Source organism: Staphylococcus sp. 2S1 (genome assembly GCF_046721335.1).
GTDB classification, from domain to species: Bacteria; Bacillota; Bacilli; order Staphylococcales; family Staphylococcaceae; genus Staphylococcus; species Staphylococcus equorum_A.
Genome location: NZ_JBEUUJ010000003.1, coordinates 909,875 through 922,530, shown reverse-complemented (window position 1 = coordinate 922,530; position 12,656 = coordinate 909,875). Strand labels below are relative to the sequence as shown.

At 34.4% G+C, this 12,656-nt stretch carries 13 protein-coding genes and 1 pseudogene; 5 read left to right on the top strand and 9 right to left on the bottom strand.

Annotated elements, in window-relative coordinates; translation table 11 throughout:
- The first annotated feature begins 473 nt into the window (after window positions 1–473).
- On the top strand, window positions 474–1,895 hold the full coding sequence (locus tag ABLV90_RS04900; protein WP_002506109.1) for an MDR family MFS transporter: 1,422 nt from the start codon (window positions 474–476) through the stop codon (window positions 1,893–1,895).
- A gap of 261 nt (window positions 1,896–2,156) precedes the next feature.
- Here ABLV90_RS04900 and ABLV90_RS04895 read toward each other — a convergent pair whose 3' ends face one another.
- Complete coding sequence (locus tag ABLV90_RS04895) at window positions 2,157–3,353, bottom strand: amidohydrolase (RefSeq protein ID WP_460872278.1); 1,197 nt, start codon at window positions 3,351–3,353, stop codon at window positions 2,157–2,159.
- Between the two features lie 157 nt (window positions 3,354–3,510).
- Complete coding sequence (locus ABLV90_RS04890; RefSeq protein WP_460872277.1) at window positions 3,511–4,692, bottom strand: MFS transporter; 1,182 nt, start codon at window positions 4,690–4,692, stop codon at window positions 3,511–3,513.
- Window positions 4,693–4,813: 121 nt separating this feature from the next.
- Between ABLV90_RS04890 and ABLV90_RS04885 the strand changes: the two genes are divergently transcribed.
- Entirely contained in the window at window positions 4,814–5,194 is a 381-nt protein-coding gene (locus ABLV90_RS04885) for a winged helix-turn-helix transcriptional regulator (protein ID WP_002506113.1), read from the top strand.
- Between the two features lie 70 nt (window positions 5,195–5,264).
- Here ABLV90_RS04885 and ABLV90_RS04880 read toward each other — a convergent pair whose 3' ends face one another.
- Genes ABLV90_RS04880 through ABLV90_RS04860 form a run of 5 tightly spaced genes read right to left on the bottom strand, consistent with a single transcriptional unit; the run spans window position 5,265 to window position 9,438 of the window.
- On the bottom strand, window positions 5,265–6,074 hold the full coding sequence (locus tag ABLV90_RS04880) for an ABC transporter ATP-binding protein (protein WP_460872276.1): 810 nt from the start codon (window positions 6,072–6,074) through the stop codon (window positions 5,265–5,267).
- A complete protein-coding gene (locus ABLV90_RS04875; protein WP_427708296.1) occupies window positions 6,074–7,072 on the bottom strand; it encodes a FecCD family ABC transporter permease in 999 nt (332 codons plus the stop codon). Before ABLV90_RS04875 ends, ABLV90_RS04880 begins: the two co-directional genes overlap by 1 nt.
- Window positions 7,073–7,083: 11 nt before the next feature.
- The gene (locus ABLV90_RS04870; RefSeq protein WP_460872275.1) at window positions 7,084–8,217 is read right to left on the bottom strand and encodes an ABC transporter substrate-binding protein; all 1,134 of its coding nucleotides are present in this window, start codon (window positions 8,215–8,217) and stop codon (window positions 7,084–7,086) included.
- A complete protein-coding gene (locus ABLV90_RS04865; RefSeq protein ID WP_069814850.1) occupies window positions 8,214–8,819 on the bottom strand; it encodes a hypothetical protein in 606 nt (201 codons plus the stop codon). Before ABLV90_RS04865 ends, ABLV90_RS04870 begins: the two co-directional genes overlap by 4 nt.
- Window positions 8,797–9,438: a hypothetical protein gene (locus tag ABLV90_RS04860; protein WP_460872274.1), complete on the bottom strand. Its 642-nt coding sequence runs from the start codon at window positions 9,436–9,438 to the stop codon at window positions 8,797–8,799. Before ABLV90_RS04860 ends, ABLV90_RS04865 begins: the two co-directional genes overlap by 23 nt.
- 176 nt (window positions 9,439–9,614) lie before the next feature.
- On the opposite strand from ABLV90_RS04860, the gene ABLV90_RS04855 reads away from it, so the two are divergent.
- Both ABLV90_RS04855 and ABLV90_RS04850 read left to right on the top strand, forming a co-directional pair.
- Window positions 9,615–10,247 (top strand): hypothetical protein, encoded by a 633-nt coding sequence (locus ABLV90_RS04855; RefSeq protein ID WP_460872273.1) that lies wholly within the window; start codon window positions 9,615–9,617, stop codon window positions 10,245–10,247.
- The gene (locus ABLV90_RS04850; RefSeq protein WP_069814856.1) at window positions 10,240–10,842 is read left to right on the top strand and encodes a hypothetical protein; all 603 of its coding nucleotides are present in this window, start codon (window positions 10,240–10,242) and stop codon (window positions 10,840–10,842) included. The genes ABLV90_RS04855 and ABLV90_RS04850 overlap by 8 nt, the downstream gene beginning before the upstream one ends.
- Window positions 10,843–11,005: 163 nt before the next feature.
- Here ABLV90_RS04850 and ABLV90_RS04845 read toward each other — a convergent pair.
- Window positions 11,006–11,768 (bottom strand): annotated as a pseudogene (locus ABLV90_RS04845) (SDR family oxidoreductase).
- A complete protein-coding gene (locus ABLV90_RS04840) occupies window positions 11,752–11,970 on the bottom strand; it encodes a hypothetical protein (protein WP_427708288.1) in 219 nt (72 codons plus the stop codon). Before ABLV90_RS04840 ends, ABLV90_RS04845 begins: the two are co-directional and overlap by 17 nt.
- A 150-nt stretch (window positions 11,971–12,120) precedes the next feature.
- Between ABLV90_RS04840 and ABLV90_RS04835 the strand changes: the two genes are divergently transcribed.
- Window positions 12,121–12,546 (top strand): MaoC family dehydratase, encoded by a 426-nt coding sequence (locus tag ABLV90_RS04835; protein ID WP_069814863.1) that lies wholly within the window; start codon window positions 12,121–12,123, stop codon window positions 12,544–12,546.
- Window positions 12,547–12,656 lie beyond the last annotated feature (110 nt).

The window sequence follows — 12,656 nt, the reverse complement described above, 5'->3', positions numbered from 1 at the left end:
TATTACATGTAAATAGATACGATTATGACTTAAATGATTTATTTACTTATTTATTATAGCAAAAGTGACCCATAGATAGATATATTTTAAATTCAGAATAATTAAAATATTTTTGCAAAATCATTTTTTTATACACTTATTAATTCCACAAAAAGCTCTAGCAATCACTTTATAGAGTTCTGAAATTAATCTAAATAATTTATGTTAACTCCTGATTTTTCAACTTCATTTATATTTCCCTTCATATAAATAGAGTTTATTTTGACATTAGCTATAATAAAAGTGTAGTATTTCATACGTAGCATTATAAATGTGTAAATCACTACGAAAATTATACGCACCATTTCAAAATTATTAAAATAGATTGAGAAATGGTCCCTGTTCATCAATTATCGGATGTATTATTTATTTTTAAGCTCAATCACTAGATTGAAAATGAGCTTAGTGTTAAACTGTTTAGATGTGCAATTTTTATGAAAGAAGTGAGTCTATTGACTGAAACAGGAGCATTCCATGTAGAAAAAAGAATCCCCTTATTTATCGTATTATTATCAGGGGCCTTTATTACAATTTTAAACCAAACATTACTTGGTACAGCTTTACCCCCTATTATGAAAGACCTACAAGTATCTGAAAGTACGGTACAGTGGTTACAATCTATATTTATGTTAGTAAACGGTATAATGATACCTGTTACTGCATTTTTAATTCAACGTTATACATCGAGGCAGTTATTCTTAACCGCCATGAGCATTTTTGCATTAGGTACTTTAATCTGTGCTGTCGGACTAGATTTTTCAATGCTATTAATTGGACGTGTCTTACAAGCAGCAGGCGCAGGTATTATGATGCCATTAATGCAAACAATCTTATTCTTACTTTTCCCTGTAGAAAAACGTGGTACCGCAATGGGCTTATTCGGCTTAGTCATTGCATTCGCGCCGGCGATTGGACCTACGCTATCAGGTATTTTAGTAGAGCATCTCTCATGGAGAAGTGTCTTCTACGTCGTATTCCCAATTGCAGTTGTTATCATCGTTGCTTCAATTTTCCTATTGAAAAACGTTACAGAAACTTCAAACCCAAAACTAGATATCGCATCAGTAATTCTATCTACACTAGGTTTTGGTGGACTCTTATACAGTTTCAGTTCTGTTGGAGAAGCAGGATGGGGCAGTGTACAATTTATCTTACCACTTATCGTTGGTATCATTGCATTAGTTATATTTATTCGTCGCCAGTTAAACCTCAAAGAACCTATGCTTGAATTTAGAGTGTTTAGCTACAGCATTTATACGTTAGGTACAGCATTAAGCATGTTCGTATTTGGTGTATTAATCGCATCAAACATTATTTTACCATTATATATGCAAAATATGATTGGATTCTCTGCATTAGAATCTGGTTTAGTATTATTACCAGGCGCTGTTGTTATGGGAATAATGAACCCAATTACAGGTTATTTATTTGATAAATTTGGCGGTAAATGGCTCGCTCGTATTGGCTTGCTCGTATTAGTTGCTTCAACAATACCATTTACAATGCTCACAGCTGATACAACCTTTACTTATCTTGCCACGGCTAACGCAGTACGTATGGTATCACTAGCAATGGTTATGATGCCTATGACAACGCTAGCGATTAATCAATTACCGAATAGTCTCATTGCTCATGGTACTGCTATGAACAACACATTTAGACAAATGGCCGGTGCAATCGGTACAGCGTTATTCATTACGTTAATGTCTGTTTCAGCTATTCCTAGTGAAGGTCTAGAAGGTATGATTCATGGTGTGAATGTAACATTCATGGTCGCTACTGGTATATCAGTCATCGCATTATTATTATCAGCTAAACTTAAAGATGATAGTAAACCATCACGCAGAACAATTTAATTAGACAATCGATCAAAAAGCTTCATTATAATAGATAATAAAAAAACACTTTCGTTACATTCATATAAATAGAATGTTTTCGAAAGTGTTTTTTATATTTTAATATATTAACTTTGGTTGATAAAAATGCTTTATTAACTGTTCGATTTGTTAGCGTGCAGTGTTTTCATTGCAAATCTCGCTATTGGTTGAGCTATGAGTAGTTCAATCCAAAATGCAATAAAAAGTTACGAGGCCAATTATAAAAGAATATTTCAAAGATTAGTCTGTAGCAGAAAGTCTGTTAATTGCAATTTCACCCACTGCTTTCGCCGCAACTAATAATGCATCTTCATTCACTTCAAACTTAGGATGATGATTCATATATGGCGCTTCAATGTCTTCTGGTTTACAGCCAACGATGAAAAAGGCACCTGGTATTTCTTTTAAATAATACGCAAAATCTTCAGAACCTGAAACTGACGGTATTTCTACAAGATGTTCAAAATAATCACCCTTACTTGCTGTTAAAATATCTACCACTTGTTCTGTTTGTGCGGGATGATTGTATAGCACAGGATAACCAAATTGGTAATCTAAATCATACGTAACATCAAAACCGACCGCTACGCTTTTTGCGACTTTCTCAATCTCTTCATACATAAATTGCTCTAAGTCATCATTAAGATAACGTGCTGTTCCTTTGATTGTAACTTTGTCTTGTATAACATTGGCTCCACCAGGTGCATCAAACGCACCAACAGTAATCACACCCATTTCTGAAGGATCGATACGTCTAGACACTATTGTTTGGAGGGTGTTTACAAAGTTGGTACCTGCAATCAAAGCATCGTGTGTTTTATGAGGACTCGCGACATGACCACCTAAACCATTAATCGTTAAAGTAAATGTAGAACTACCGGCGAAAGCATTGCCTTTATTATATCCAATCACGTCTGTACCGGCGACGGGTACTACATGAATACCATATATTTCATCTAAATCATTTAATGCACCTGATTGCATCACTTGTTGTGCACCACCTGGAGGCATTTCTTCAGCATGTTGATGAATAATTTTAACTGTACCTGAAAGTTCATCTTTTATTTCAATTAATGCGTCTGCTAATCCTAACAAATACGCGGTATGTGCATCATGGCCACACGCATGCATCACCCCTTCATTTGTTGACTTAAAGGGCACATCTATCTCTTCTTGTATTGGCAACGCATCAAAATCAGCGCGTAATCCTATTGTTTTACCAGGTTGTCCCCCTTTGATTTCTACAATAATTGCGTTACTACCTAGAACAGGTTGCGTAACTGTCACTTCTTTCGATTTGTAAAAATCTTTAATATATTGCGCCGTAGCATCCTCTTGGAATGACAACTCCGGATGTTGATGTAAATAACGACGATGCTGAATCATCTCAGATTCCTTCTCTTCCAACTTTTCAAATAATATCTCTTTTGTATTCATAACTGTTCACTTCTTTCGATTTGTTTATAAATAATTTAACCATTTTAAAATTTTAAATCTAAAAGAAGATTAATACAAAAATAAATTACTGTTTTATGGAATTTTACATTTTTAAATATTTAATGAAGTAATGTTAATCTCTCTTATTATGAAATTTTTATAGTATATCTACTTGTACTTCTGTCTCATTTTTATAAACGATATACATCATAATGCTAGCAATCACCACCATAATAAAGCCAAAATATGGTGTCATTGAAAGAGAAAAATGATTGAGCACATATCCTCCGATGACCGCTCCCAATGTGATGCCGATATTGAAGGCGGCAATGTTTAAACTAGAAGCAAAGTTAGTCGTTGCCTTATTTTTACGTTCTGCAAAAAGCACCACAATCAATTGCAGACCCGGAACGTTCATAAATGCGAACAACCCCATAATAAGTATGGCTATCGTACCTAAGAAATAATGTGTCACAGATAAGCCTAGAAGTAATAAAACAATAGCTTGAATTAAAAATATCCATATCAGTACTTTTGTTGGCTTATTGTTTGTTAATTTCCCACCAAGTGTATTGCCAATAGCAACCATTACACCATATATCACAAGTAGTAGTACCACCGCTTCGTCACTATAATTCAAAATATCTGTAAGTATACTAGTCAGGTATGTGTAGACTACAAAAGTGCCACCGTAACCGAGTGCAGTAATCAAATAAACCATCATTAATGACTTGTTTTTAAACACTTCTAATTGTTCCTTTATCGATGCCTGAGCATATTCTTTCAAATTACTTGGCACTGCAAATATATTAATGATTAAACTGATCAATCCAATCATAGCAATCGTAATAAACGACGCTTCCCAACCAAAGTGCTGACCAATCCACGTTCCTAATGGTACGCCTGTAATTGTAGCAACGGTTAAACCTGTAAACATCATTGCAATCGCGCTTGCACGCTTATCAGGCGTTACCAAATCACTTGCGATTGCTGTGGCTATAGACATAAACACTCCGTGCATTAATGCCGATAATACACGCATTGCTAGCAACATACTAAACGTGGTAGCAAAGGCGACAAGTGTATTCGCAACAATGAAAATAAGCATAATCATTAATAGTAAATGCTTCCGTTTCATTTTATTTGTCAGTGGTGTTAGTACAGGTGCTCCTATTGTTACCCCCACAGCATACAAAGATACAGTTAATCCTGCTAATGAAATCGTAGTATTAAAAGCATTTTTAATGAGCGGTAAGAGACCTACACTAATAAATTCAGTCATTCCAATTGCAAAGGCAGACATTGCTAACGCTAATATAGCGAATTTGTTTTTTCTCATAATGTTTTTTGACTCCTTCTTGTTTTGTGTATGTGTTAATATAAACTACACGTATCAAAAGCGGAAGTACGCACTTTAAAGTACTATAGGCACCTTTGAGTACCTATAAGGAGGTAATTAAATGAGCAAATCTTATAATATTGGCGTCGAAGCAACCATTGATGTCATCGGTGGAAAATGGAAACCTGTCATCTTATGTCATTTACAAAACAACGGGTTGATGCGTACATCTGCATTAAAACGTGCTATTCCAACGATCACTCAAAAAATGTTAACACAGCAATTACGTGAACTAGAGAATGACGGTATCATCAACCGTATCGTATATGATCAAATCCCGCCTAAAGTTGAATACGAATTATCAACTTATGGTCAAACACTAGGAGAATTACTTTCTTCACTTTGTTATTGGGGAGAGTTCCATATTGAAAAAATGCACCAACAAGGTGAAACGGTCTCATTAGCACAACAAGATTTTGTCGATATACCCAAACCGAGTTAAAAAAATGCCCCTTTCTATAACTTTAGAAAGGGGCATTTTTGTATACCAAATTATTATAATTATTTTGTTCTTAAGTCTTGTTTTTGGGGATTCCTAAATCTTTAGGAACCATCGTTTCAAGTTGTAGTTCTTCATCTTCATAGTACAGTTTCTTTAAATCAACATCGAAGAATTGTTTCATTCTTTGTTCAGTCATTACTTCAGTTGTTTCACCAAAGACAATACCTTTTTCTTTTCCAGTAATAATTACATTATCTGATAGATAAAACGCATGGTTTGGATAATGCGTATTAATAATGCACGATATCCCCTGTTCTTTTGATAGCTTACGTATCGTTTGTAAAATCGTAATTTGTTTTTGAATATCTAAATGAGATTCTGGCTCATCCAGTATTAATAATTCAGGGCCCGACACAAGTGTTCTTGCGATAAGTGCTAATTGTAATTCTCCGCCACTGACTTCGTTACATGATTGATTGGCTAAATGGCTAATACCTACTGTTTCCGGCGCTTCAATTGCGACCGCTTCATCTTTTTTTGAAGGTTGTGCTAAAGTACTTATAAATGGTGCTCTCCCCATAATCACAAGTTCTAAGAGCGTATAACCAAAAGTCATTTTTTGAGCTTGTGGCACATAACCAATCTTCTTCCATAATTCTTTTTTCTTCAGGTCATTTAACGGGACATCATTGATAAACGTTTCGCCATCCGTCCAATCTAGCAGACCAATAACACATTTTAGCAATGTTGTTTTTCCTGCACCATTAGGCCCTAGAATGGATAAGACCTCGCCAGGAGCCAATTTAAAACTCACATCTTCTTTATATAAATAAGGTTTGTTTTTATAATGAAAATTGCCTGCTTTTACTTCTAAGTGCATTACCACGAACCTCCCATACGGCGTAATAAGTATGCAAAAAATGGTGCGCCAATAATTGCAGTTAAGATAGATAATGGAATTTCAGTAGCTGTTAAACTTCTAGCTAAGTTATCAATAATTAACAGATACGTACTACCGATAGCGAGTGATACAGGTAACACATATTGATTATTATTACCTACAAACATACGTGCAATATGTGGGATGATTAAACCAACCCATCCTACGATACCCGCTACTGCAACCGTAGCCGCTGTGATTATCGTTGCACCTGCAATGATTGCCCATTTTAAAGATACAACAGGAATCCCCATAGATTTAGCTTCATCTTCTGGTAACGTGAGTAAATTGAGTCTCCATCTTAGTGTATACAATATGAGCACACCTATAATGATAATTGGTGCCGCAACATATAAATCTTTATAAGTTGCAGTTCCTAGACTTCCCATTAACCAATATGTTATTGCAGGTAATTTTTCTTCTGGATCAGCTACGAACTTCATTAATGAAATAAGCGCGTTAAATAATGCTGATGTAATGACACCTGCGAGTACAAACATAAAGATTGGAGAATTTTTTTGATTTTCCGCTACAAAGAATGTAAACAATATCGCCAATAATCCAAATGCTAAAGCCAATATTTGTGCGCCAAATGTGTTACCAAAGAACAATATACCTAGGGAAGCTCCAAATCCAGCTCCTGCTGAAACACCGAGTATGTCTGGCGAAACTAATGGGTTGCCAAACATGCCTTGGAAACTCACACCAGAAATAGACAATCCACCCCCTATTAATAAGGCTAATAATATTCTTGGAAAACGAACATTCATCACAACTGTTTCTTGCACTGGCGCCCAAGTTTCTTCTATAGGAATAATTTGTGATGTTAAAATTTTAATAATGGTAATAGGATCTATAAAAACTCTTCCTACTCCGAGTGAAATAATTGCTACCACAAGTGGTAAAACAATTAATAATAATATTTTTGATTTCTTCATTAGTTAACTCCTTAATACTTCGTCGCATCAGATGACGGATGTAAAATAGACTCAACATCTTCGTCTGATAATTTATAGTCGTAAAAATCTTGGTAATATGATTTAATTTCATCTTTCATATCATAGTTGAATTTATCTGGGTGATTATGTTGCGCCATCCATTTAAGCATTAATGGCGCATCTCCGTTTGGTGGGAACCAACGATAGATACCTAAAGGGACCTTATAGACCGCTTTGTCTTTAACTGCTTTTACCTGACTCCAATCTTGACCAGACACTTTGTTTTTCAATAAATCATTAGGCTGGGTCTCAGTGAAGTTCGTAATATAGATTTTATCTGGATTCCATTTATAAATTTGCTCCATATTAACTTCTTTTTGACCATCGACACCGTCATCGCCAACAACATCTATACCACCAGTTGCTTCTGTCCATTTTTCACTAAAGAAATTACCGCCACCGACAACAATAGAGTTGTCTGTATGTTGATGTAAGAATAGCACTTTGGGTTTGTCTGATTTTTTCGTGCCTTTTAGACCATCATCAATCATTTTTTGAGATTTTTCTCCCTCTTTCATAAATTTCTCAGTTCTATCGCTCGTCTTACCACCTTTAACATCTGAAGTGACTTTTAACCAGCTGTTAAACGTAGCTAAAGGATCAGCGTCTTCTACCTTGATTGTTTCTAGTCCCATGGTTGGTATACCACTCTCCGCAACTTTATCTAAGGTTTTCTGTTCAGTAGCATTTTCAAAATAGACATCTGGGTTTATTTTAGAGAGTTCTTCTATATTCACATCGCCATTTTTCACAAATTCTGTAGACGCTTTTTTTATATCAGGTGATATTTTAGAAAGTATAGAATTTTCTGCGGCGTTATACGCGTTAGGATGTATTCCTTTAATTTCTTTCGTAGAGTTCGTCCCTACAAACCAAGTAGAAAAGTATGGCAAGATGCCTCCTACTACAATACTGTCTGGATCTTTTTTGATTTTCACTTCTCGGCCTGTTTGGTCTTTCACTATTTTTTCTTCTTTCGTTAATTCTTTCTCTTCTGAATTCGTAGCTGTCGTATTTGAATTACATGCTGTAAGTAATGTAGCTGATAATACAATCCCGGCTAGGACACTATATTTTTTCTTCATTGATTATCTCCTGTTCTTAGCCATTGTCCTAAACCATGTAAAAATGGCTTAGCTTGATTAATAAATCCAAGTCCAATATGAAACATTGGGTCTAACGAAGTTACGATTAACTCGCCATTGAAATTGACATCATCAATATAAAAAATCGACCGTCCATCTGGTGTATTTAATAGTGATTTCGCACCATTTGGTGGATCGAACGTGCCGTGATAATGCCACTTCATATCATCCACTTTTAAGTATTCATATAGACTATGCGTTTGATAATCAGGATTTAACGGTAGGTCACCGTTGGGTCGGACCCACCAACTGAAATTCACTTCAGAATCTTCCCAATGTACGTGAGGAAACCACTGATCCAATACTTCTCCAAAAATCACTAGCCGCTTACCTAGTTTTAAAAATTTTAAAAATAATTGTCTATGTTGTTTCAATAATTGAATATCTAAGCGACACGATAATAAAATCGTGTCATAGCAACTTAAGTCGTATGAACTTAATGTTCTAATATGTATTACGTCATTATATAAATACTTAAATTCCTGTTCTTCTAAAAATCTATTTTGGTATGGTGTCCCATTAACAATCAAAGCAATATTCAATGTTGATATTCCCCCTAATGTTCGATGCTTCTGTGCGTATAGCATTCAACATCTGTAGCCCTACTTGGTTTGAAGTGTTGTCTTCATATGTATATATACGGTACATATCAGTGCACGCACCTGCATATATCGTGCCTTTATGTGTTCGATCTACATAAACAATAGGTTGTTGTTCTTGATCCGTAATTAATACTTTTGCTTGCTCTGGAACTGTTTCAAAATAACCTCTTGAAAAGAAACCACGCACACCTCGTCTATATTCCAAATCTTTTACTTTAATATTTTCAAAAAGCCCATTATCGGTTGCTTTCATTTCTAACGCTCGATCTTTTAATGGAATGGGAGACCTTTTCCAAGTCGATACACAATTCAACCAAGGTAAAGATTTCTCCACTAATGTGAAAATCACTCCACCTTGGTTGATATAGTCATTTAATATGTCGTCTTGTGCCAATAGATAAGGTTCATCGATATGGTTTGAAATAATCACGCCATCAAATGTATTTAAATTGGTGTTTGGTAAGTCATATACATTTAAAAACACGAGTCCTCTTTGACGATCTAATTCTGTAAGTCTCGAAAATTGGATGTCTATTGCTAAATATGCGATTTCATTCATTTTTCTACTTCCCTTGCTAAATTTTATATTTATGCGTATTTTATAATATATAAACCATTTTACCGATAATGATTCTCAATTTCAATTAAAACTTTGAAATTGAATTTAAATTTAAAAATTAATTATCATCAAAATGTTATTTCAAAAAACAAATTAATTATAAAAGGATGTTTTTAATGACTTATTTAATCGGTCACATCGACCCTGAGCATGCATTTGGCATTAACAAAGAAAGTGATATAGACAAAGAAATCATTGTAGAGTATATACCTCAATACGAATTTCATAAATTAGACATTTTTAAATTTGACGCAATTATCATTCCTAATTTTGTAGATCAAGAATATTTGTATCGTCATAAAGGTTTGATAAACGATTATTTGAACACTAAAAAAATCATTGTCTTTTTTGGACACTTATTTAAACCTTGTTTGCCGAAAACTGCTTTGTTTATGCCTGAGCACATTCATCATTTCAGTGATTATTCGCTAACTCCAAAGCATGACTCTTCTATATATGCCAATGTCAAAACTGACGATATGACATTTAATAAAGGGGTAGTTGGTTTCTTTGCAAGAGGCCATTACCAAACGCAACCTGAACATGAAATACACCTAACCTTTCAAAACGGACATGTTGTAACCTACGTAGATAGAATATCAACAGAAGGGACACTCTTTATGCACGCGGGCCGTTCACTTTTAGGATACAAAGCGCAAAATAAAACAACCGATTATATTTCTGGTCAATTTATAACTTGGTTAAAACAAGAAATAATATCATTACAAGGAGGAAAAATTAATGAATAAAATAGGTGTTATATACTCTGGAAATGAGTCACATTATCGTACATTTCATGAACCTAAGTTTCATCAATTTATAGACCAATTAATTTACCATCCAGGTTTTTTAGAAACAGACATTAGTCAGCTTGATATATTAATCGTGCCTTCACAGCTAAACCAGCCCTTATTATTAAAAAGTGTCGACAAAATTCATGATTTCGCACAATCTGGAGGCACTGTTGTCGCATTTGGACCACAACCCCACGACTGGTTACCAAATCAAAACTGGGAATTTAGACCTACTAATTTTTGGTGGTGGTTAGAAGAGAATGCTGATAGTGGTTTGCTTTTATCCGCACCGAATCATTCATTATTCGCACGTTACCTTACGCTAAATGATTGCACGTGGCATCAACATGGTGTGTTTTGGCCACCAGAAGATGCTGAAATATTAATTGCCTCAAAAAATGGCGGTGCTGTAATGTACGAACAAAAATCCAAGCAATATGGTCATTGGATTATTACAACGCTAGATCCGGATTATCATTTTGGCTCATATTTCATGCCGGCTACAGAAAAATTTCTTGAAGGCTTTTTTCCATACTTAGCTTATGAATAAATTTTTATAAATAAGAAATAAAACCATAATATTAATGACAATCACTTAGTTTATACAAAAATGATAGCTTCTACTTTATTTCACGTAGAAGCCATCATTTTTTTAGTTAAAGTTGTTTTATATTTCCCAAGAAATAATGATGATAATGCTATGCATATTTATTCTAGAATGTTGCGGTCCATCCACCATCTGCTGTGACGATTGTCCCATTGATAAAACTCGAATCATCAGAAGCTAAAAATAATGCTACTTTAGCAATTTCCTCTGCTTGCCCTGTTTTAGGTATCGCACTTTGTGCAATTTTTGTACGTTCAGCTCCAAAATGGTTAATATTTTTCATTGAATCAGATATATTTGTTTCAATTGCTCCTGGCGCAATTCCATTACAACGTATACCTTTTTTAGCATACATAAATCCAGTGTTTTTTGTAAGGCCTACGAGTGCATGTTTAGAAGCACTATAAATAGCGCCCGCATGTGCACCATTTAATCCTCCTGTAGAAGTCGTATTGATTATAATACCTTTTCCTTTTTCCAAGAATATTGGTATCACCTTGCGCATTGCTCTCATTGCACCTTTAGTATTAATATCAAATATTAAATCCCAGCGTTCATCCAAAATATCTCCCACAGGTTCAAAACCATCCATAACACCAGCATTATTGACTAGTATATCTAAAGTACCATAAGATTCTATGGTTGTATCAATCATATTATCGATATCTTCTTGCTCAACTATGTTTACCTCAATGGCTTGAGCAACGCCATTATTTTCATTAATTTCTTTTGACACTGCTTCTGCTTTTTCTAAATTAAGATCAGCTACAATAACTTTAGCGCCTTCTTTAGCATATAATTCGGCAATTGCTTTACCCATGCCAGATGCTCGCACCTGTGACAATCGCTACTTTATCTTTTAATTTCATAATATTCGTCCCCTTTATTCAAATGGTTTCTTAATTTTATTGGTTTTTTAATCCAATAAGATAGAATTAAACTAATAACGACAATGATGATACGTATATGAATTGCATCAACTAGTGTAAATATACCATTTAAAAACCCTTTTATCTCCAATAATGAATCTGTTGCTTTCAATTGTCTTATAACAAATAGAACCGGTGACATGATGGTACGAATCTTCCGCCATAATTGATACAATTATATATTAGTTAGTTGAAAAAACAGCTAAACTTCATTTCAATAAATTTTAATTTTCCATATTACTCAGTACAATAGAAATATGAATCATTTAACACATTAAAGGAGAATACAATCATGAAACTAGATGAATTTCACATTGGCGAAACATTTACGACTAAGCCATATAAAATAAGCGAAGAAGCAATTACGGATTTTGCTAGTGAATTTGATCCACAATATATGCACCTAGATAAAGAAAAAGCGCAACAAGGCAGATTTAATGGTGTCATCGCTTCTGGTATCCAGACACTAGCCATTTCTTTTAAACTATGGATTGAAACAGGCAAATACGGAGAAGATGTCATTGCGGGTACACATATGAATAATATTAAATTTATCAAACCAGTGTTTCCGGATGACGAATTACATACTGTGATAAAAGTTATTGATAAAAAGGCTGGTAAAAGAGACCAAGGTTTACTTACGGTATTAATGACAACATTTAATCATGAAGATGTTAAAGTATTTGAAGGCGAACTCACGGCACTTATCAAACGTTAAAACGCTCAGAATATAAAACAAGAGCGGGACGAAAATCAACTTTCAAATGTTAATTTTCGTCTCGCTCTTGTTAATAAATTATTCTATTTCATCTCAATTGATACACAAGT